Consider the following 20,221-nt stretch of genomic DNA (forward strand, 5'->3'; position numbering starts at 1 on the left):
GGTACAAGTACCCGTGCTGCCGCTCGACTTGCATGTGTTAGGCCTGCCGCCAGCGTTCAATCTGAGCCATGATCAAACTCTTCAGTTCAAACATCTTTGGGTTTTTAAGAAACCCTAAACTTGGCTCAGCAATCGTTGGTTACATCTTTGATTTCTCGCGGAGTAACTTGTGATGCTGATAATCTTGTTGACTACCAGTCTGACTCCACAAGCACCCACACGAATTGCTTGATTCAGTTGTTAAAGAGCGGTTGGTTAAGATCTTTCGTCTCAACCGAGGCGCGCATTCTACAGCAGCCTCTGTTGCTGTCAAGCAGTAAATTTCAAATTTTCTTCATGAAATTCAACTACTTGCCGCCAACTCAGTTTCAAACTCCTCGTTAGCGGGAGGCGAATAATACAGTGTTTTATTTGGTGGTCAACCACCTGTTGTAATTATTTTTACCTAATCCATGCGGCTTAGGCGGAGCACCGACTTCTGCCTCATGAGCAGTCCAGGCTTTGCTTGCATTACCCGTCGACAAACCCGCCCTCTTTACCAGCTGCGCTATGATCGCGCCCCTCTGCGCCAAGAGTCTTGAACGGGATGTCCATGTCTTTGCCACTAACTGACGCTCCTCAATCACTGCCACCCGTCCTCGTCGGCCCGCTATTGCGGCGCCTGGAGCCTACGCGGCTGGTACTCTGGCTGGTGGGGTCACGTACGCTGACGCTGACGCTGCGCCTGCAAGGCATCGATATCCGCCTCAATGCGGATCAATGCACGATCATACCCGTCGGCACTCATGCCTTTATCCATCTAATAGATGTACCACTGAACACCGCCCTGCCCTGCGACACGCTGATCGAGTACGACCTGCTGATCACCGAGGCGGATGGCGCTCCGTCGGGCATCGCCGAGTGGGCACCTCACCTACTATATGGCGAAGCGCGCTGCCCGAACTTTGTATTGCGCTCACAGATCGATCAGTTGCTGCATGGCTCCTGCCGTAAACCTCACCATCCGGCGGCCGATGGCTTGCTGTGTGTCGACCGGTTGCTCGCGTCAGAGCCGGACGCAAGCAAGCGTCCGGCTCTATTAATGATGAGCGGTGATCAGGTGTATGCGGATGATGTCGCGGGGCCAATGCTGCGTGCAATTCATGCCTTGATCGAACGCTTGGGGCTGTTCGATGAACACCTCGACGGCGCAGTGGTCAGCGACAGCGCCAAACTCTACGAACATCCGGCCAGTTACTACCATCGTGCGGATTTGTTACCGGCGCTTGAGAGCAACGAAACCCTGCGCGAGCGATTTTTCGGTGGCGTGCGTAAGCCGATTTTCACCAGCAGCAGCGCCGACAATCATTTGGTGACCTTCGTCGAAGTCATGGCCATGTACCTGCTGGTGTGGTCGCCAACGTCCTGGACGCTGATCGCGCCGCAACCACCGACACTGACGCCCGAACGACGCAAGCGTTATGCCCTGGAGCAGACGCGCATCGATGGGTTCAAGGCGGGGCTGGGCGGCGTCGCGCGAGCGATGGCGCATTTGCCATGCCTGATGATTTTCGATGACCACGATATTACCGATGACTGGAATCTTTCTGCGCAATGGGAGGAAACGGCCTACAACCATCCGTTCTCCAAGCGCATCATCGGCAACGCGCTGCTTGCTTATATGTTGTGTCAGGGTTGGGGCAACAACCCGGATGCGTTTGGCAGCGTACTGGAAAAAACCCGCTTATTGAGCGTCACGGGGCAAGACCATCACCTCGACAGCGAGATCCAGGACGAATTGATCGATGAACTGCTGAGTTTTCAGCAGTGGCATTACGTGCTGCCCACTCGCCCGGCGCTGGTGGTGCTCGACACCCGCACCCGGCGCTGGCGTAGCGAGATGAACCTCAAACAACCGTCGGGCCTGCTTGACTGGGAAGCGCTCAGTGAACTGCAACAGGAATTGCTCGATCACCCTTCGGCGATCATCGTTTCACCGGCGCCGATCTTCGGCGTCAAGCTGATCGAAACCGTGCAGCGGGTGTTCAGCTGGTGCGGTTATCCACTGCTGGTAGACGCCGAAAACTGGATGGCCCATCGTGGCGCGGCTCAGGTGATCCTGAACATTTTCCGACACTCCCGCACACCCGGTAACTACGTGGTGCTGTCCGGTGATGTGCATTATTCCTTCGTCTATGAAGTATTGATCCGACACCGCAAGGCCGGCCCGCGTATCTGGCAGATCACCAGCAGCGGCATCAAAAACGAATTCCCACCCGCCCTGCTCGAATGGTTCGACCGCCTCAACCGTTGGCTCTACTCGCCCCGCTCGCCCCTTAACTGGCTGACCAAACGCCGACGCATGCGCATTGTTCCGCACATCCCCGAACACGCCGAAGCAGGGGAACGGTTGTGGAACTCGGCAGGAATTGGACAAGTGTTCTTCAATGAAAAGGGCCAGCCACAGGATATTTATCAATTCAATGCGGATGGATCGCCGAAGACGCGAATGATTGCGCCAGAAATGTCCGAAACAGCCGACTGACTTTGCACGAATGACCATGAGTAATCATTACCCGGCCACCCTAAACCTCGCTAGAACCCTGATCATCGGCAATTCCGGCTCGGGCAAGAGCTGGCTGGCCAAACGACTGGCCGAGCATCTGCAAGTGCCTTGGACCGATCTCGACCTGATTCACTGGGTATCCGATGAACACAGCATCGCCCGTCCCCGCAACGAAGCACTGGGAATGGCGCGGGTGGCGGCGAGTGAAGAGCGTTGGGTTATCGAGGGTGTTTACGGCTGGATGGYCAGCGAACTTGTGGAGCAGGCCACAACGCTGATCTGGCTGTGCCTGGAGGACGAAGATTGCGTGAACAACATTCGTCAGCGAGAAGCGAGGCGGAACGAGGATGATGAGTTGCTGATGGCGTTACTGGAATGGGCCGGTAGCTACCGTACTCGCCAAGGGTCCAGTGGATTTGCCGCGCATCAGCGTTTGTTTGAAGGGTTTAGCGGTTCGAAACGTCAACTGATGAACCGGGCTGAAGTCTCGGCTTTCGTCAGTGCGGTGCGACCAACCGACTGATTGGCCTCGCCATTTTCTTTGGGGATTTACCCCACTGACAGGGGCACCGGTTCCTACAGGGGGAAGCGGTGTATACCCAGAAGGTGTCAGGCCGCTTTCACCGCCCGCCCCACCCCTCTGACAATCATTTCCACTTCCCGCTCATCGATCGTCAGCGGTGGCAGCAGGCGAATGGTCTTGCCCCGTGTCACGTTGATCAGCAAGCCGTGATCCCGCGCGGCGATCAGGGTCAGGTCGCGGATTGGTTGGGCGAGTTCGATACCGATCATCAAGCCCTGGCCACGGATCACCAGGACGTTCGGGTCGTCGGCCAGTTCGACGCGCAATCTGGCAAGCAGGCGTTCGCCCTGAAGTCTGGCGTTTTCCAGCAGGCCCTGTTCCTCGATGATCTCCAGCACGGTGCAACCCACCCGACACGCCAGAGGATTGCCGCCGAATGTACTGCCGTGGCTGCCGGGTGTGAACAAATCCGCAGCTCTGCCCCGAGCCAGGCAGGCACCGATGGGCACTCCGTTACCCAGGCCTTTGGCCAAGGTCATGACGTCCGGGATGATGCCTTCGTGCTGGAACGCAAACCACTGGCCGGTACGGCCGATGCCGGTCTGGATTTCGTCGAGCATCATTAACCAGGCGCGCCGGTCACAGAGCTCGCGCACCGCTTTGAGATAACCGGGCGGCGCCACTTGCACACCACTTTCGCCCTGAATCGGCTCCATCAGAATCGCCACAATGCGTGGGCCGTGGGCTTTCTGCGCCTTATCCAGGGCAGCGAGGTCGCCGAATGGCACTTTAATGAAGTCCCCCGGCAACTTGTTAAACCCCAGGCGCACCGCCGGGCCGTCACTGGCTGACAAGGTGCCAAGTGTACGACCGTGAAAAGCGTTTTCCATGACCACCACCAGCGGTTGCTCGATGCCTTTTTGCCAGCCGTAAAGCCTCGCGAGTTTCAGCGCGGTCTCGTTGGCTTCGGCGCCGGAGTTGTTGAAGAACGCCCGCTCCATGCTCGACAGCTGAACCAGTTTCTGCGCCAGTCGCTGCTGCCAGTCGATGCTGTACAGGTTGGATGTGTGCAACAGCAACCCGGCCTGTTCGCTGATGGCCGACACGATTCGCGGATGGGAATGGCCGACGTTGGTCACCGCCACGCCCGCCACCGCGTCCAGGTATTCACGACCGGCCTGATCCCACAGGCGCGTGCCCAGACCTTTGCTGAAACTCAGGGCCAAGGGTTGGTAAGTACTCATCAGGCAGGCGGCGGTCATGACATCAAGCTCCATCAATAGTCGGTGTTTTTGCAGTATGGTTAGCCACCTGAGCTGGATAAATACCGCAACACTTCAATCATTTTAAAGCTGGGCTTGATAATGGACTTATTCCAGGCAATGACGGTTTACGTAAGAGTGGTGGAGGCCGGCAGCATGACCGCCGCCGCTTTGCAGTGCGAAATGTCCACGACCATGGTCGGTAATCACCTGCGGGCTCTGGAGCAACGACTGGGTGTACGCCTGCTCAACCGTACGACACGGCGTCAGCGTTTGACGGAATTCGGCACGGCGTACTATCAGCGGTGTCTCGAAGTGCTGGGGCTGGTGGCTGATTCCGAACGCCTGGCCGAACAAACCCTCGACGAACCCAGCGGCACTCTGCGTATCACCGCACCGCTGACCTTCGGCACCGAACGGCTCGCGCCGGCCCTGAGCGAATTCACCCTGCGCTGCCCGCAAGTCAAACTCGACGTCGTTTTGACCAACCAGCGCCTGGACTTGCTCGACAACGGTTTCGACGTGGCGATTCGTCTGGGCACGACCGAACTGTCCAACATGATTTCTCGCCCGCTCATCGACTACACGATGACCCTGTGCGCTTCGAAGGATTATCTGGAGCGTCGAGGCACACCGGAGAAACCCGCCGACCTGCAACACCATGACTGTTTGGCCTTCGCCTACCCGGCCGGAGATGACTGGCACTCGGTAGCCAAACAATGGCGCCTGAAGGGGCCCGAAGGCGAAGTCATGGTGGAGGTCAGCGGGCCGATGTTGATCAACAGCTCGGCGGGGCTGCATCAAGCGGCGCGAACCGGCATGGGCATCGTGATGGTGCCCGATGCGCTGGTGGAGCAAGACCTTCGGGACGGAAAACTGGTGGCCTTGATGCAGGACTACCAACTGCCAAGTCGGCCGATGAACCTGGTGTACGCCCAGGACCGCTACCGTTTGCCGAAATTGCGCAGCTTCGTTGACTTTGCACTGCGGTGGTGGGGCAAGCACTAGGGGGCGTTCTCAATTAGTTTCCCCGCCGCGCCGGGTCTGCTGTTGTGCAGGGCAAGGCGCGAGAAGCGTAGTTTGGTCATTCCAAATAAGCTTCGAGCAACGCAGCCCTGCACAACAGCAGGCCCGGCCCTTCGGGTTGTGCCTTAAAGCGGGCCAGCCTGTGTTGCAGGCCTTGGAAAGGGAACAACCATTCCCAGCGGCCTGCGCCTTGCCTGGCCCGTTTTAAGGCGACAACGCGGCGGGGAAACTAATTGAGAACGCCCCCTAGCAGGGGCAATACGCCATGAACTAATCTCCTCGACTGACGAGTCACGTTGATATCAGGACGGCAGGGAGACCGATAATGGGTGAGGCATCGAAAATCGAGCCGTTGAAGTTCGATCTGTCAGATTTTAACGAAGACATGCTGCACACCATTCTGGAACTGGTCAGCGATGGTATCTGGGACTGGAACGCCAACACCGGGTTCGTCTATCGCAACCCCGGGTGGTACGAGATGCTCGGCTATACGCCTCATTCCCTGGATAACAATGTGTTGACCTGGGAAAACGTGATCCACCCCGACGATTATTCTCGGGTCATGGCGTTGTTTGATGACTACCTGGATCAGCGCGCTTCAGGTTATCAGGCCGAGTATCGCTGCCGCATGCGCGATGGCACTTACACCTGGATCGAGGATCGCGGCTACGTGCTGGCACGGAATGCCGACGGCTCGGTGGCGCGAATGATCGGCGCGCACCGCAGCATCGAAGACAAGAAACGCCTGATCGAAGAAATGGAGCGGCGTAATCAATCCCTGGAAGCCATCGTCAAAGAACGCACTCGGGAGTTGTCCCGGGTCAATCTGCAGTTACAGATTCAACTCGAAGAAAATCGAAAATTGGCAGAAACCGATGTGCTGACCGGCATCGCCAATCGTTATCGACTGGAGAAAGCCCTGCCCAAGGAATGCGACCGCGCCCAACGCTTCCGCGAACCCCTGTCGCTGATCGCCATGGACCTCGATGACTTCAAAAACATCAACGATCACTACGGTCACGCCCTGGGAGATGCAGCGTTGGTGCAAGTGATCGAGAGTGTGAAGCACTGCGTGCGCAAAGGCGATCTGTTGGCGCGCTGGGGCGGTGACGAATTCATCCTGATCCTGCCCAATACCTTGTTGGCGGACGCCAGGTCACTCGCTGAAAGAATCCGTCATGGCCTGGCAAGCCTGCTGCCGGTCGGGGACTATCAAGTGACCATGAGTTTTGGCGTGGTGCAGCGCTTTGAAGAAGAACAACAGACCGGGTTGCTGGCCAGGGCTGATCAGGCGTTGTATCGGTCGAAAATCGCGGGCAAGAACCTGATTTCGGGGTGAGGCGGCTCCGTCCTGTCAGCCGTCCTACATGCCCGCTTTCACCAATACTGGTTTTTCCTGATAGCGATCCGGATACAGTTGCTTCAACTGAGCCACTTTCGGCAGGTCATTGATCACGATGTAGGGGTACGTCGGGTGCTCGGTCAGGAAGTCCTGATGCTCCTCCTCCGCCGGGTAAAAACCGTTGTAGCTTTCCAACTTGGTGACAATCGGTTTGTTGAACGAATGGGCGGCGTCGAGCTGAGTGATGTAGGCCTGGGCGACGCGCTGCTGTTCGGTGCTTTTCGGGAATAGCGCCGACCGATACTGAGTGCCTCGGTCCGGGCCCTGGCGGTTGAGTTCGGTGGGGTTGTGGGCCACCGAAAAGTAGATCTGCAACAGTGTTCCGTAACTGACCTGGGCGGGATCGAAGGTGACTTCGACGGCTTCCGCATGACCGGTGTCACCCTCACTGACCCGCTCGTATTGAGCGGTGTTGGCTGCGCCGCCGGCGTAACCGGAGACGGCGTTCTTCACCCCTTTGACATGCTGAAATACACCTTGAACGCCCCAGAAGCAACCGCCGGCAAAAACCGCCGTTTCGCTGTGCGCCTGAGTGGTTTCGTCGAGCGTCGGCGCGGGGATGACGACCGCCTCTTCAGCGCCTGCGAAAGAAAACGCAGAGCACTGACCGATAACGCTGGCGGCGGCCAAACCCAGAAATATGCGACGCCAGTTGAATAGGGTTTTCATGGGCTGTCTCCTGAATGAATGGGGGCGATTAACCAAAGGTAAACGCATACGCCGACACACCCGGATCGAGAAACTCGATGCTGAACGTCCGGTCCTTTACGCCTGTGGTCTGGCGTACCAGTTGATACAACCGCTGCTCGGTGACGCTGCCGCTGCCATCGGGCGCGACGTCGATACCGTGGGCATCACCTGGGGGCTTGCCGTCGATCAACACTTTGAAACGCACCGGTTTTCCGTCAGCACCGGGGCCCAACACCAAGTGCAAGTCGCGAGCGTGAAAGCGATAGACGATACGACTGGCCGCAGCGTTTGAAACGGCCCGCTCCGGACCGACAGCCCATTGACCGTCCAGGCTCCAGTCATTGAGGGCCAGTTGTGACGGTGGCTTATAGGCAGTCGCCTTGTCCGGCACCAGGCTGGTTTCAGAGGCGAAATGCTCCATCCGTCGGTAGCCGACATAGGTTTCGGGCGATTGCACTTCATTCATGTCCGGGGCGAGTTGAACACCCTGGGCGTTGGCATTGATCAGCCCCTGCGCGACTTTCGCCGCTCCCGCCTCACGCAACAGTTGCTGAATCACTTGCTCGGACTCGGCGTACTTGCCTTCACCAAAATGGTGATAACGAATGCGTCCCTGAGCATCGGCAAAGTAATGGGCCGGCCAGTATTCGTTGTTGAAAGCACGCCAGATCTTGTAGTCATTATCGATGGCCACCGGGTAGGTGATGCCCAGGTCCTTCATGGCTTTGGTGACATTGCCCACATCCCGTTCGAAGGCAAACTCGGGCGCATGGACACCGATCACCACCAAACCCTGATCGCGATACTTCTCAGCCCAGGCCTTCACATACGGCAGGGTGCGCAGGCAGTTGATGCAGGAGTAAGTCCAGAAATCCACCAGCACGACCTTGCCCTTCAACGCCTGAGCGGTGAGTGGGGGCGAGTTGAGCCATTGCACGGCGCCGTCCAGGGATGGAAGGCTGCCCTCAATCGGCAGTGCGTTCGGCGCCTTCGCGGTCACTTTCATCGCATCGCCAGCGGCCATCATGCTGCCGGCGGGTTGATCGCCGGCCCGTGGAATCTGCGCCATCATTGTCCCGCTATTGGCCAATCGGTTAACCAGCACCTGCTCGATGCCGCCGGTGGACGCCGTCGAAACCCGCGCCAGAATCCCGGTGTCCAGCCCAAGGGCAATCGCCACCACACCGACCAGCATCGCAACGCCCAGGCCACGACGTAGCCACTCGCCAGCGCCTATCGAGCGCTTCATCGCGGCGAAGACTTTACCGCCCAGCAGCAGTGCCGCGGCGAGAGAAGTGGCGGCACCGGCCGCGTAAGCCAATAACAGCAGGGTGGTCGCGATACTTGCCCCTTGCAGCGCCGCGCCGGTCAGCAGCAAACCCAGAATCGGCCCGGCGCAGGGTGCCCAGAGCAGGCCCGTGGCGACGCCGATCAGGAATGAAGCGCCGGGACGCGGCCGGGAATCTACGCCAGCGGCTTCCGACAKCCGACCGCCGGCCGCCACCAATGGACGCGTCAGGCGTTCGGCCAGCCGCGGTAGCAACAGCGTCAGCCCGAACAGAGCAACGAACAGCAACGCGAGCCAGCGACCGTACTGATTGACTTGCACCACCCAACCGCCGCCCACCGCCGCCAACGAGGCGACGAGCGCGAAGGTCAGCGCCATCCCCGCCAGCAACGGCAAGCCACTTTTCATAAACGGCTGCCCGGTGCGAGCGAAGACAAAGGGCAATACCGGCAGAATGCACGGGCTGACAATCGTCAGCACACCACCGAGATAAGCGAGGACCAGAAGCCACATAACGTCGACCTGCATGAAGTGAGTGAAAGGAAGTGCCCATGGATCACGCCTGTGGCTTGAAGGTCAGCGCCAGGCCGTTCATGCAGTAGCGCAGACCGGTGGGCTTTGGCCCATCCTCGAAGACATGCCCCAGATGACCGCCACAACGACGACAGTGCACCTCTTCGCGCAATACACCGAAGGATCGGTCCTGACGGGTGGCCACCGCGTTGTCCAGGGGCGCCCAGAAACTCGGCCAGCCAGTACGACTGTCGAACTTGGTGTCGGAAGAAAACAACGGCAGATCACAACCGGCGCAGGCAAAAACGCCCTTGCGGTGCTCATTGTTCAGCGGGCTGCTGTAGGCCCGTTCGGTGCCCTCTTCGCGCAGTATTTCGTACTGCTCGGCGCTGAGCCTGGCGCGCCATTCGCTGTCGCTGTGAGTCACCTCGAAAACCTCCTGCGCGCGGGCTTCATCGACCAGCGCGACGCTTGCGGAAAATTTTGGCAATACACCGATCACCAGGGCTGCAGCCCCCAGCCCGCCGCTCGCTACAAGAAACTGTCGCCGTGAAAACATGGGCCTTCTCCAAAATTCCAGGTGCCTTGCATGGAACACAGCCTAGGCTTGAGTTGATCGCCAAATCCTCACGAGGAGTTAAATAATTCGTGATAACTCAACCTCAGGAAAACCCGCACAATGTGTTCATTGCGTCACAAAGGATCGAGCTCCATGGAACAGACCAAACGCGTCCTGGTGGTCGAGGACGACCTGCACATCGCCGACCTTATCTGCCTGCATCTTCGCGATGAGCAGTTCGAGGTGGTGCACTGCGCCGACGGCGATGAGGGCATGCGACTGCTGCAGCAAGGAAGCTGGGACGCACTGATTCTCGACCTGATGCTGCCCGGCGTCGATGGCCTGGAAATCTGCCGCCGCGCCCGGGCCATGGCCCGTTACACACCGATCATCATCACCAGTGCGCGCTCCAGCGAAGTGCATCGGATTCTGGGACTGGAGCTGGGTGCCGACGATTACCTGGCCAAACCCTTTTCCATGCTCGAGCTGGTGGCACGGGTCAAGGCACTCCTGCGACGGGTCGACGCCATGGCCCGAAATCTGAAAATGGATGCCGGCAGTCTGATCAGCGATGGCCTGTCCATCGACCCGATCACCCGTGAAGTCTCCCTCGACGGCCGGCGTCTTGACCTCACGCCACGGGAATTCGACCTGCTGTACTTCTTCGCCCGCCAACCTGGCAAAGTCTTCTCGCGCATGGACCTGCTCAACGCGGTGTGGGGCTACAGCCACGAAGGCTACGAACACACGGTCAACACCCACATCAACCGCCTGCGCGCCAAGATCGAAGCCGATCCGGCGCAGCCGGCGCGCATCCTCACGGTGTGGGGCCGTGGCTACAAATTCGCAGCAAGCGGAGAGCAGCCATGAGGCTGACCCTGACTCAACGCCTGTCCCTGGTGTTCGCCGTGTTGTTGCTGGTGTGCTGCGGTACCTCGGCATGGATGCAGGTGCGCTCCAGTCAGATGCATGAACTGGAAGTGGTGCAGGGTTTGTCGCGGGATCTGGCGCAACACATCGCCCACGACACCGTGCTGATGGACCGCAATGGCCCGATGCCCAATGCCGTGCGCGAACTGTTCAGCCAACTGATGCTGGTCAATCCCAGTGTCGAGGTCTATCTGCTGGACACAGGAGGCCGGATTGTCGGCAGCGCCGCACCCGAAGGCCGGATACATCGGGAGCAGGTCGATCTGGTGCCGATCCAGCGTTTGCTAAAAGGCGAGGCCCTGCCGATTCTGGGCGACGATCCGCGCAGCGTCGACGGTCGCAAGGTGTTCAGCGCCGCGCCTTTGCGGGTCAACGGTCAGCCGGCCGGTTATTTGTATGTGGTGTTGCTCAGCGAAGCGCACGACCGCTTCGCCGAGCGCGGAGCCACCAGCGCGGCGCTCAATACCGCGTTGTTGTCCATCGGACTGGTGGCGTTGCTGTGCCTGATTGCCGGCCTCACGGCATTTGCCCTGATCACCCGGCCATTGCGGCGCTTGACCGAAAAAGTCAGTCAGTTTGATATCAACGGCGTTCCGGCCGCTTCGCCGGATCCTGAGCCGGAGCCGATGGAAAAGGCCGCCAGCCACGATGAGATAGCCGTACTCGACGCGGCCTTTCGGCAGATGCAAGCACGCCTCGGTGAACAATGGCGCTCGCTGACCCGTCAGGATCAGGAGCGTCGCGAACTGGTGGCCAACATTTCCCACGACCTGCGCACACCGCTGGCCTCGCTGCACGGTTACCTGGAAACCCTGTCGCTCAAGGACGCCACCTTGTCCCCCGCCGACCGCCGTCGTTATCTGGGAATCGCCCTGGATCAAAGCCGCAAGGTCGGCGGCCTAGCGCAATCGTTGCTGGAACTGGTGCGGCTGGAACACGGTTTCGTGCAACCGGTGCTGGAGCGTTTCTCCCTGACTGATCTGGTACAGGACATTTTTCAGAAGTTCGAACTCAGCGCCGAAGCGCGCCAGATTGAACTCAAGGCCACCTTCGCCCCCAACGTCGCCGTGGCCTGCGCCGACCTGGGGCTGATCGAGCGGGTGCTGACCAATTTGTTCGATAACGCCCTGCGCCACACGCCCCGAGGGGGAGAAATCGAACTCAGCCTCCGCCCCCAAGGGGCTTTTATCGAAGTGACCGTCAGCGACACCGGTCCTGGCATCGCCCCCCAACTGCGTGAAGGTCTGTTCCTGCGGCCATTCAACATTGGCGGCGCACGGCGCGATGGCGGGCTGGGGCTGCGGATCGTGCACCGGATCCTGCAATTGCACGGTCGCGAGATTGAGCTGATCGAAGTGCCGGGACGCGGTGCGACTTTTCGTTTTTCCTTGCCGGCGGATGAGCAAACGGCGGAGCAATGGATGACTCGTTCGATGAATATGAATTCGACGGGGAAATAGTCGATAGCCTCGGCCATGGCAGCAGCTATTATCCGGACTCTTCATTCCCGGCACGGATGCTACGTAATGCTCAATACCCTGCAAAACACCCCGCTATGGGTTTATGCGATCTTTCTGCTGCTCTGTTACTACGGCGTCAAAGCCTTATCCCCAACCCATGAAAGCAAAACGTCGTTGCTTGTCACTCCACCGCTTTTGCTCGGCTGGTCGTTGTACTCGCTGAACCTGACGCTGAACCCTCAACTATCGATTGGCTGCTGGTTGGCCGCCGTCATTATGGGCAGCCTCACGGCACTGGTTGTATTTGCGCACAAGGGTATTGAGCTGGATGATCCGGAAACCGGGCTGATCGTGCCGGGCACGGTTAAAACACCGGTGCTCTACCTGCTGTTTTTTGCCGTGAACTATTACTTCGGCTATCAGGATGAGGTGCATCCGGAGTTCGCCGTCACTGTTGAGATGTTGCTGCTCAAGGCCACGGCGTCAGGTTTTGTCTGCGGATTGATCAGCGGGCGGGCGCTGAAACTTTATCGGGTGCTGCTGACACTCCAGGCAAAACGCCCGCAGATGTCAGTCAGCTAAAAGCGCTCTCACCAAAAATGCAGACCAGCCACCTGTTCATCCGTGACAACGCAGCGCGGGTCCAATAGATTAGGCGGCCTGAAAAGGCCCTGTGCTTTCTCGCCTCAATCCAAGTTAAAGAAGTAGTGAAATTTCAATGTCCGATTCCAATACCGCTGAATCCGTAGTCACCTTGTCGTCCAAAGCGGAATACGAAAACTCCATCAATCTTTCACAACACGTGCCTCAGGCCAAGACCATCAGCGAGATGGTTCTGGACGCTTTTCAATCCACCCGGGAAAGCGATCAGATCCGCGAACTGCGCGCCGCGATTCGCCAGGCTCACGACAGCTTCGATGACGATAAAGCCTACGAATTGATGGGCGAACTCAAGCAATTGAAAGACGCCGAAGCGGCCGACATTGCGGCCCTGGAAGACCTGAGCAGCAAATTCCCGATCAGCCGCATTCTGTCCAGCTTCAAGGACGATCCGGCGTTCCAGGAAATCGTTTATGGCCTGGCGCTGAAGGTGCTCAACCAAACTCACCAGGCCATCAGCAACCCGAGCAACGGCAAGAGTAAAGCGGCTCGCGCCAAGAAAGAAGTCGAAGTGTTCACCATCAGCAAGGACGGCATCAGCGTCACCCTGCCCCTGCGCACCCCGCGCTCGCGCCTGAACGTTGACCGTGAAGCGCTGGAATTCCTGGGCTTCACTTTCGTCGGCGAAGGTGAAGAAGCGGAGCTGGAAAGCGAGACGTTCCTGGACAATGCCGGGGCCGAACAACCGGTCAACCGAAAAAACATCATCACCGCGCTGCAGCAGCAGACCGCGTTCGACGGTTACAGCATCGCCGCGCAGTAACGCTAAACGCTGCACACAAAAATCCCCGCCATCGAGCGGGGATTTTTATTGCCTGCGCGCACGAGATTGGCACTCGGCTCAGGTGCTGCACGCCATCTCAAACCGCCCACAAAAACGGTTTAGCCCTGATGAAATCTTGTAGTTTCCATAAAGAGAAAACGATCAGACAAAGACCACTAGACCAATTCAATAGGCGAGTGCTTTTCCTTCCAGACAATGCCCTTCCAATAACATCGCCCCCCATTACGTACACCATCTGGCAGGCGAGACTGCCGACGAAAAAACCAGCGAGCGAAAGAGGCACGTTAACAGTCGCTTCGTCTGACTGATTAGCGATGACATAAGAGGTGATTGCCACAATGGTCAACGGATTGCTCAGCGTTAACGCAAACACAGAGAAAAAGCCTGATTGGCGTGTGATGCTCATTGTCGAATCAGAGGACGCAGTGATCCTTATACCCAAATAGAAGAGATAGGCTATTGAGACAACTGTCAGAAGATCCAGATAGCCCAATACAAAGGTTTTGATCAGCGCTACCCCCATCAACGCGACTGCGGCATACAGAGCATCCGCCAGGGCTGCTCCGAACGCACCTGGTACGGCGCTCAATCGTCCATGCAAGATGGACTGCCTCAATATAATCAAGGCAATCGGCCCAAAGGTGATCGACAACACGATTGAAAATAATAGAGATCGCTGAAAATCCTGCACGTCCTTGCCCTCTGATTCCATTTCCCTTCACGATACTAATCCTGACCCGAGATGGTCATTCATCCCTGCCCGGCCCAGCTGAACCGTAGCGAGCAAAGCAGGTGCTGGCATTAGGAGACTTCCTAAATGCCATACTCCGTTTTCCTAAACAATCTGATCCTTCGCACAACCAAGAGTTATGCAAAAGGGGCTCGAGTTCAGAACCACCTGAATCGCCCCCAACAAAAAGCCCCGCCATTCTCTCGAAAGGCGGGGCTTTTCTTTACAGCATCCGACGCTTAAGGCGCGTACGTCAGCAACAGCTCGCCCGGCACTTTGAAGTCCAGCGACATCATCACGCTCAACGCAGTAATGGTGAAGATCGAGAACACGAACAGCTTGCGTGCCCAGACCGTGTCATCCACTGCCTTGTAGCCCGTCCAGGCCATGTACAGCCAGTACATGCCCATGGCCGCGGCGACGGCGAGGTAGCTCATGCCGGCGTAGCCGCTGAAGGTCAGCATCAAGGTCGCCACGAGGAAGGCCAGGATGTAGAGCAGGATGTGTTTCTTGGCCACTTCAATGCCGCGCTTCACTGGCAACACCGGAATCGATGCGGCCAGGTAATCGTTGAAGCGGAAGATTGCGATGGCATAGGAATGCGGCATCTGCCACAGGCTGAACATCACCAGCAACGTCAACGCGGCCATGTCGAAGTTATTGCTGACGGCGACGTAACCGATCACCGGCGGCATCGCCCCCGACAGACTCCCCACCAGCGTGCCGTGAACCGACTTGCGCTTGAGGTACAGGCTGTAGAAGCCGACGTAGATGACAAAACCGATCACCGCGAACAACGCGGCCAACGGGTTGGCCACCTTGTACAACAGTGCAACGCCGAGAACACCAAGGACGGTCGCATAAGCCAGGGCCAGTTTCAGGGAGATCAAGCCCTGGACCAGCACCCGGTTCTTGGTGCGTTCCATCTTCAGGTCGATGTCGCGGTCGATGCAGTTGTTGAACACGCAACCGGAAGCCACCACCAGGGACGTGCCGATCATCGCGGCCAGGAAGATGGCCAGATCGACATGCCCTTTGGAGGCCAGGAAAAATCCGCCTGCCACTGAAAGCACGTTACCGAAAATGATCCCCGGTTTGGTGATTTGGATAAAGTGCTTCAAGGACATCCGGACTTACCTCAGTGCGCCATCATGTTGGTGTGGATGCTGAACATGATCCACAGCGACAGGCCTACCAACAGGACAATTACGATCGCGGCGAAAACAAACGCAATCACGTTGTTACGCTGCGCTGCCGAACGGTCCAGGTGGAGGAAGTACACCAGGTGCACCAGCACCTGGATCACTGCGAAGGCCAGTACGATCCACAGAGTCAGGGCTTTCGGCAGCGACGGGTACATCACCAGGCCGAAAGGAATGACGGTCAGGATCACCGACAGAATGAAACCGATAGCGTAGGACTTGACGCTGCCGTGGCCGGCGTCGTGGCTATCGTGGGAATGAGCGTTAGCCATTTACATAGTCCCCATCAGATAAACAACGGTGAATACGCAGATCCACACCACGTCCAGGAAGTGCCAGAACAGGCTCAGGCAGCTCAGACGGGTCTTGTTGGTCGCCGTCAGGCCGTTTTTCTGCACCTGGTACATCATGATCGCCATCCAGATCAGACCGCTGGTCACGTGCAGACCGTGGGTGCCGACCAGGGTGAAGAACCCGGACAGGAAGCCGCTGCGGCTAGGACCGAAGCCCTCGGAGATCAACATGTGGAACTCGTTGACTTCCATGCCGATGAAGCCGGCGCCGAACAGGAAGGTCAGGGCCAGCCAGCCCAGGACCTGGTTCTTCTTGCCCTTGAACAACGCCAGCATGGCGAAGCCGTAGGTGATCGAACTGAACAGCAGCAGAGCGGTTTCGCCCAGTACGTATGGCAGCTCGAAGATGTCGTGGCCCGACGGGCCACCCGCTACGTTGTTAACCAGTACCGCGTACGCCGCGAAGATCGACGCAAACAGAATGCAGTCGGTCATCAGGTAGAGCCAGAAACCGAATACGGTCATCTCGCCCGAGTCGTGGTGATGGTCATCATGCCCATGTCCATCGACATGGGTGTGTCCAGCATTGGTCACTAAGTTCGACATGGTTTAAGCCTGTTCCAACGAGGTTTCAACACGGGTGGCGGTGGCTGGAATTTTCCCGGCCGCTACCAGACGCTTGTGCTGCTCGGCTTCGATGCGCTCGATCACGTCGACCGGCACCATATAGCCTTGATCATCGCGTGCAGCGTGGATCACGAAGTAGCCCACGGTGCCAACCAGACCAACGATGGCCAACCACCAGATGTGCCAGATCATCGCGAAACCGAACACGGTCAACAGAGCACCCATGACCAGACCGGTCGCGGTGTTGTTTGGCATGTGGATCGGCTCGTACTTGGCCGGAGCCTTGTAGGCGGTGCCGTTTTCCTTGGCTTCGGTGAACGGGTCGATGCCTTCTGCTTTTGGCAGCACGGCAAAGTTGTAGAACGGTGGTGGCGAGGAGGTCGACCATTCCAGGGTGTGGGCATTCCATGGGTCGCCGTGCTCGCACATGTTCTGCGGCAGCTTGCGGTCACGGATACTCACGTACAGCTGGATCAGCTGGCAGGCGATACCTGCAGCGATCATCACCGCACCGAACATGGCCACGTACAGGTACGGTACCCACTCAGGGTTGGTGGTGGCATTCAGACGACGGGTCATGCCCATGAAGCCCAGTACATAGAGCGGCATGAACGCGACGAAGAAGCCGGAGATCCAGAACCAGAATGCTGCCTTGCCCCAGCCTTCGTGCAGCTTGAAGCCGAACGCTTTCGGGAAGTAGAAGCCGAAACCTGCGATGTAACCGAATACCGCGCCGCCGATGATCACGTTATGGAAGTGCGCGATCACGAACAGGCTGTTGTGCAGTACGAAGTCAGCACCCGGGATGGCCAGCAGTACGCCGGTCATGCCGCCGATGGCGAAGGTCACCATGAAGCCCAGGGTCCACAGAACCTGGCTGGTGAAACGCAGACGGCCTTGATAGATGGTGAACAGCCAGTTGAATAGCTTCACACCCGTCGGGATCGAAATCAGCATCGTCGCCAGACCGAAGAAGGCGTTGACGCTGGCACCCGAACCCATGGTGAAGAAGTGGTGCAGCCAAACCATGAAGCCCAGGATCGAGATCGCGCCACTGGCGTAGACCATCGAGTGGTGGCCGAACAGGCGCTTGCCGGTGAAGGTCGAGATGACTTCGGAGAAGATCCCGAACGCTGGCAGAATCAGGATGTAAACCTCGGGGTGACCCCAAGCCCAGAACAGGTTGACGTACATCATCGGATTGCCACCAAGTTCATTGGTGAAAATGTGGAAATCCATGTAACGGTCAAGCGTCAGCAAAGCCAGGGTAGCGGTCAGGATCGGGAACGAAGCCACGATCAGGACGTTGGCCCAGGTGCAGGTCCAGGTGAAGATCGGCATGTCCATCAGCTTCATGCCAGGGGTACGCATTTTCAGCACGGTGGCCAGGAAGTTGACCCCCGTCAGCGTCGTACCCAGGCCGGATAGCTGCAGCGCCCAGATGTAGTAATCCATCCCCACGCCCGGGCTGTATTGCAGGCCCGACAGCGGCGGATAGGCAACCCAACCGGTCTTGGCGAATTCGCCAACGCCCAGGGACAGGTTGATCAGCACCACGCCGGAAACCAGCAGCCAGAAGCTCAGGGAGTTCAGGAACGGGTAGGCAACGTCACGCGCGCCGATCTGCAGCGGCACTGCAAGGTTCATCAGGCCGGTGAAGAATGGCATCGCCATGAAGATGATCATGATCACACCGTGAGCGGTGAAGATCTGGTCATAGTGTTCAGGTGGCAGGTAGCCAGGCGAACCCTCGGTGGCCATGGCCAACTGGGTACGCATCATGATGGCGTCGGCAAAACCACGCAGCAGCATGACCATGGCGACGACGATGTACATCACGCCGATTTTCTTGTGGTCGACCGAGGTCAACCACTCGGTCCACAAATAGGTCCACTTCTTGAAGTAGGTGATTGCAGCGAACAGTGCCAGACCGCCGAGCGCGATCATGGCGATGGTCACCATCACGATCGGTTCGTGGAACGGGACCGCTTCCCAACTTAATTTACCAAACATCGTTTACTCCTCTGCCCCGGCAGCTGAATGCGAACTCATGTCCATCCCTTCCATGGCGGCCACTTCGTGCTCTTTCTTCTCGTGGTGCATTGGCTTGCCCGGTTTCATACCTTCGTACTTGTCGACGATGATCTGGAACAGGTTCGGCGTGACCGAGGAGTAAAGCTCGACTGGGTTGTTCTGGCTCTGCTTGGACAGGGCTGCGTATTCAGCTTGTTCAAGCTGTTTAGGTGCCTTTTTGACTTCGCTTACCCAGGCGTCGAAATCTTCCTGAGAAGTGGCGATAGCTTTGAATTTCATGCCGGTGAAACCTGCGCCGCTGTAGTTGGCGGAGATACCGTCCATTTCAGCGTTCTGGTTGGCGATCAGGTGCAGTTTGGTCTGCATGCCCGCCATCGCGTAGATCTGACCGCCCAGAGCAGGGATGAAGAACGAGTTCATCACGGCGTCGGAAGTGATCTTGAAGTTGATCGGGGTGTGCGCCGGGAACACGATCTTGTTGACCGTGGCGATGCCTTGTTCCGGGTAGATGAACAGCCACTTCCAGTCCAGCGCGACCACTTCAATGGTGACCGGCTTGACGTCGGATTCCAGCGGCTTGTAAGGGTCCAGTGCGTGGGTCGACTTGTAGGTGACGTAACCCAGGGCAATGATGATCAGTACCGGAATAGTCCACACCGCGATTTCGATCTTGGTGGAGTGGGACCATTTTGGCGTGTAGACGGCGTCCTGGTTGGAAGCGCGGTATTTCCAGGCGAACAGGAACGTCATGACGATGACCGGCACGACGACCAACAGCATCAGCAGCGTTGCGGTGATGATCAGGTTTCGCTCATCCAGGCCGACCTGGCCCTTGGGATCGAGCAAGGTCATGTTGCAGCCTCCCAGCAACAACGTGCCGAGCAGCGGCAATAAGCCTAGTAGTCTGGGGTACCTGTTTTTACTCATCTCACGACCTCTAAAGCAGCTTGCGCAATGCAGTTGGGTTTTGATCGCCAACACTTCACCCTGCCAAGGGTTGGCATTTTTCTTGGATTGAATAAGGGCCTGCCCGTCGCGCGTCAGACGCGGTTCGACAATTGCTGGGCCTGCGGTGTGTTCTTATTCGAATTCGTGGTCAAGGGCCTTGTTACAGACCAATTCCATTTGGTGCGGATCGTCGGAAGGCACCGACAATGGGGAGTCGCATGAAGCCATCAGGCTTCTCGACGCCCTGTTCTACTCATACGCCTGAGTCAGGATGAGCAGTGCCGGGAATTCAGTGCGGGCGATTGTAGATATGTAGCGATTCATAAACCATGTCTCATCCCGAAATAATTTTTATCCGTTCCAGCAACAATCATTCACGGTTTTTGCAAAAGTGGGCCATGGTATCGAAATTAATTCTCAACAAAAACACCAAAAAATGTAGGTGTACCGCGCGAAGTTCAGACAGCTTCCTGGGCTCTGCGCTCGCCTCAGACCCTGCTCTACCCCCTATGTGACAAGGGCTTTGGCAATTCGCCAGCCCCTGTTAAAACTGCCTGTTTCGGCTGATTGGCACCGAAAGCGGTAGAGGCTTGCAGAGCCTGTTTTGGCTACCTGAAGGTGTCCCGATTCCATGTCTTGAAATGACTTGCGACACTCGAGCTGTGACAACATGTCGCACACATGCCGCATCCGTAATTGTCGCGCATCAAGGTCTTTTCATTTGAACTTTGAACATGCAAAACGC

Annotated in this window: 18 protein-coding genes and 1 rRNA gene; 8 read left to right on the forward strand and 11 right to left on the reverse strand. The window is 57.8% G+C overall.

Annotated features, from left to right (window positions below):
• Positions 1–88, reverse strand: a 16S ribosomal RNA gene (locus AC1D2Q_RS27555); the annotation flags it as partial.
• A 498-nt stretch (positions 89–586) separates the two neighbouring features.
• On the opposite strand from AC1D2Q_RS27555, the gene AC1D2Q_RS27560 reads away from it, so the two are divergent.
• Positions 587–2,524: an alkaline phosphatase D family protein gene (locus tag AC1D2Q_RS27560; RefSeq protein WP_477815278.1), complete on the forward strand. Its 1,938-nt coding sequence runs from the start codon at positions 587–589 to the stop codon at positions 2,522–2,524.
• A 16-nt stretch (positions 2,525–2,540) separates the two neighbouring features.
• Positions 2,541–3,068 (forward strand): P-loop NTPase family protein, encoded by a 528-nt coding sequence (locus tag AC1D2Q_RS27565; protein ID WP_477815279.1) that lies wholly within the window; start codon positions 2,541–2,543, stop codon positions 3,066–3,068.
• A gap of 86 nt (positions 3,069–3,154) precedes the next feature.
• Here the strand turns inward: AC1D2Q_RS27565 and AC1D2Q_RS27570 are convergent, their stop codons facing one another.
• Positions 3,155–4,330 carry an acetylornithine/succinylornithine family transaminase gene (locus AC1D2Q_RS27570; RefSeq protein ID WP_477815280.1) on the reverse strand — a complete coding sequence of 392 codons (1,176 nt, stop codon included), beginning with the start codon at positions 4,328–4,330 and terminating at the stop codon, positions 3,155–3,157.
• A 102-nt stretch (positions 4,331–4,432) separates the two neighbouring features.
• Between AC1D2Q_RS27570 and AC1D2Q_RS27575 the strand changes: the two genes are divergently transcribed.
• Positions 4,433–5,338 (forward strand): LysR family transcriptional regulator, encoded by a 906-nt coding sequence (locus tag AC1D2Q_RS27575; protein WP_477815281.1) that lies wholly within the window; start codon positions 4,433–4,435, stop codon positions 5,336–5,338.
• A 343-nt stretch (positions 5,339–5,681) separates the two neighbouring features.
• Complete coding sequence (locus tag AC1D2Q_RS27580) at positions 5,682–6,695, forward strand: sensor domain-containing diguanylate cyclase (RefSeq protein ID WP_477815282.1); 1,014 nt, start codon at positions 5,682–5,684, stop codon at positions 6,693–6,695.
• Between the two features lie 24 nt (positions 6,696–6,719).
• On the opposite strand, the gene msrA is transcribed toward AC1D2Q_RS27580, so the two are convergent.
• Genes msrA through msrB form a run of 3 tightly spaced genes read right to left on the reverse strand, consistent with a single transcriptional unit; the run spans position 6,720 to position 9,808 of the window.
• Complete coding sequence (gene msrA, locus AC1D2Q_RS27585; RefSeq protein ID WP_477815283.1) at positions 6,720–7,427, reverse strand: peptide-methionine (S)-S-oxide reductase MsrA; 708 nt, start codon at positions 7,425–7,427, stop codon at positions 6,720–6,722.
• A gap of 28 nt (positions 7,428–7,455) precedes the next feature.
• The gene (locus AC1D2Q_RS27590; protein WP_477815284.1) at positions 7,456–9,249 is read right to left on the reverse strand and encodes a cytochrome c biogenesis protein DipZ; all 1,794 of its coding nucleotides are present in this window, start codon (positions 9,247–9,249) and stop codon (positions 7,456–7,458) included.
• Between the two features lie 43 nt (positions 9,250–9,292).
• A complete protein-coding gene (msrB, locus tag AC1D2Q_RS27595) occupies positions 9,293–9,808 on the reverse strand; it encodes a peptide-methionine (R)-S-oxide reductase MsrB (RefSeq protein ID WP_105347822.1) in 516 nt (171 codons plus the stop codon).
• Positions 9,809–9,961: 153 nt separating this feature from the next.
• Here msrB and AC1D2Q_RS27600 point away from each other — a divergent pair, with 153 nt between their 5' ends.
• From AC1D2Q_RS27600 to AC1D2Q_RS27615, 4 genes are all read left to right on the forward strand, one after another.
• Positions 9,962–10,678 carry a response regulator transcription factor gene (locus AC1D2Q_RS27600; RefSeq protein ID WP_428632537.1) on the forward strand — a complete coding sequence of 239 codons (717 nt, stop codon included), beginning with the start codon at positions 9,962–9,964 and terminating at the stop codon, positions 10,676–10,678.
• Positions 10,675–12,198 (forward strand): sensor histidine kinase, encoded by a 1,524-nt coding sequence (locus AC1D2Q_RS27605; RefSeq protein WP_477815285.1) that lies wholly within the window; start codon positions 10,675–10,677, stop codon positions 12,196–12,198. Before AC1D2Q_RS27600 ends, AC1D2Q_RS27605 begins: the two co-directional genes overlap by 4 nt.
• Before the next feature lie 66 nt (positions 12,199–12,264).
• Complete coding sequence (locus AC1D2Q_RS27610) at positions 12,265–12,780, forward strand: hypothetical protein (protein ID WP_086946440.1); 516 nt, start codon at positions 12,265–12,267, stop codon at positions 12,778–12,780.
• A 136-nt stretch (positions 12,781–12,916) separates the two neighbouring features.
• Entirely contained in the window at positions 12,917–13,621 is a 705-nt protein-coding gene (locus AC1D2Q_RS27615; protein WP_305478983.1) for a hypothetical protein, read from the forward strand.
• Between the two features lie 97 nt (positions 13,622–13,718).
• Here AC1D2Q_RS27615 and AC1D2Q_RS27620 read toward each other — a convergent pair whose 3' ends face one another.
• The 6 genes from AC1D2Q_RS27620 to cyoA all read right to left on the reverse strand — a co-directional run bounded on the left by AC1D2Q_RS27620 (position 13,719) and on the right by cyoA (position 19,455).
• Complete coding sequence (locus tag AC1D2Q_RS27620) at positions 13,719–14,354, reverse strand: LysE family translocator (RefSeq protein ID WP_477815286.1); 636 nt, start codon at positions 14,352–14,354, stop codon at positions 13,719–13,721.
• Positions 14,355–14,611: 257 nt separating this feature from the next.
• Complete coding sequence (gene cyoE / locus AC1D2Q_RS27625) at positions 14,612–15,499, reverse strand: heme o synthase (RefSeq protein ID WP_477815287.1); 888 nt, start codon at positions 15,497–15,499, stop codon at positions 14,612–14,614.
• An 11-nt stretch (positions 15,500–15,510) separates the two neighbouring features.
• Positions 15,511–15,846, reverse strand: coding sequence for a cytochrome o ubiquinol oxidase subunit IV (gene cyoD / locus AC1D2Q_RS27630; protein WP_008025399.1), 336 nt, complete (start codon positions 15,844–15,846; stop codon positions 15,511–15,513).
• Positions 15,847–16,473: a cytochrome o ubiquinol oxidase subunit III gene (locus tag AC1D2Q_RS27635; protein ID WP_019582330.1), complete on the reverse strand. Its 627-nt coding sequence runs from the start codon at positions 16,471–16,473 to the stop codon at positions 15,847–15,849. It abuts the gene before it with no gap.
• A gap of 3 nt (positions 16,474–16,476) precedes the next feature.
• On the reverse strand, positions 16,477–18,507 hold the full coding sequence (gene cyoB / locus AC1D2Q_RS27640; RefSeq protein ID WP_105347834.1) for a cytochrome o ubiquinol oxidase subunit I: 2,031 nt from the start codon (positions 18,505–18,507) through the stop codon (positions 16,477–16,479).
• Between the two features lie 3 nt (positions 18,508–18,510).
• Complete coding sequence (cyoA, locus tag AC1D2Q_RS27645) at positions 18,511–19,455, reverse strand: ubiquinol oxidase subunit II (RefSeq protein ID WP_477815288.1); 945 nt, start codon at positions 19,453–19,455, stop codon at positions 18,511–18,513.
• Positions 19,456–20,221: the final 766 nt, after the last annotated feature.

Source organism: Pseudomonas sp. P1_A1, from assembly GCF_056406935.1.

What these genes read in the sequence shown, in the direction of transcription:
- AC1D2Q_RS27560 (WP_477815278.1), top strand. Translation starts at nt 587, where the DNA reads ATGTCCATGTCTTTGCCACTAACTGACGCTCCTCAATCACTGCCACCC.
- AC1D2Q_RS27570 (WP_477815280.1), bottom strand. Translation starts at nt 4,330, where the DNA reads ATGACCGCCGCCTGCCTGATGAGTACTTACCAACCCTTGGCCCTGAGT.
- AC1D2Q_RS27575 (WP_477815281.1), top strand. Translation starts at nt 4,433, where the DNA reads ATGGACTTATTCCAGGCAATGACGGTTTACGTAAGAGTGGTGGAGGCC.
- AC1D2Q_RS27580 (WP_477815282.1), top strand. Translation starts at nt 5,682, where the DNA reads ATGGGTGAGGCATCGAAAATCGAGCCGTTGAAGTTCGATCTGTCAGAT.
- msrA (WP_477815283.1), bottom strand. Translation starts at nt 7,427, where the DNA reads ATGAAAACCCTATTCAACTGGCGTCGCATATTTCTGGGTTTGGCCGCC.
- msrB (WP_105347822.1), bottom strand. Translation starts at nt 9,808, where the DNA reads ATGTTTTCACGGCGACAGTTTCTTGTAGCGAGCGGCGGGCTGGGGGCT.
- AC1D2Q_RS27600 (WP_428632537.1), top strand. Translation starts at nt 9,962, where the DNA reads ATGGAACAGACCAAACGCGTCCTGGTGGTCGAGGACGACCTGCACATC.
- AC1D2Q_RS27605 (WP_477815285.1), top strand. Translation starts at nt 10,675, where the DNA reads ATGAGGCTGACCCTGACTCAACGCCTGTCCCTGGTGTTCGCCGTGTTG.
- AC1D2Q_RS27610 (WP_086946440.1), top strand. Translation starts at nt 12,265, where the DNA reads ATGCTCAATACCCTGCAAAACACCCCGCTATGGGTTTATGCGATCTTT.
- AC1D2Q_RS27615 (WP_305478983.1), top strand. Translation starts at nt 12,917, where the DNA reads ATGTCCGATTCCAATACCGCTGAATCCGTAGTCACCTTGTCGTCCAAA.
- AC1D2Q_RS27620 (WP_477815286.1), bottom strand. Translation starts at nt 14,354, where the DNA reads ATGGAATCAGAGGGCAAGGACGTGCAGGATTTTCAGCGATCTCTATTA.
- cyoE (WP_477815287.1), bottom strand. Translation starts at nt 15,499, where the DNA reads ATGTCCTTGAAGCACTTTATCCAAATCACCAAACCGGGGATCATTTTC.
- cyoD (WP_008025399.1), bottom strand. Translation starts at nt 15,846, where the DNA reads ATGGCTAACGCTCATTCCCACGATAGCCACGACGCCGGCCACGGCAGC.
- AC1D2Q_RS27635 (WP_019582330.1), bottom strand. Translation starts at nt 16,473, where the DNA reads ATGTCGAACTTAGTGACCAATGCTGGACACACCCATGTCGATGGACAT.
- cyoB (WP_105347834.1), bottom strand. Translation starts at nt 18,507, where the DNA reads ATGTTTGGTAAATTAAGTTGGGAAGCGGTCCCGTTCCACGAACCGATC.
- cyoA (WP_477815288.1), bottom strand. Translation starts at nt 19,455, where the DNA reads ATGAGTAAAAACAGGTACCCCAGACTACTAGGCTTATTGCCGCTGCTC.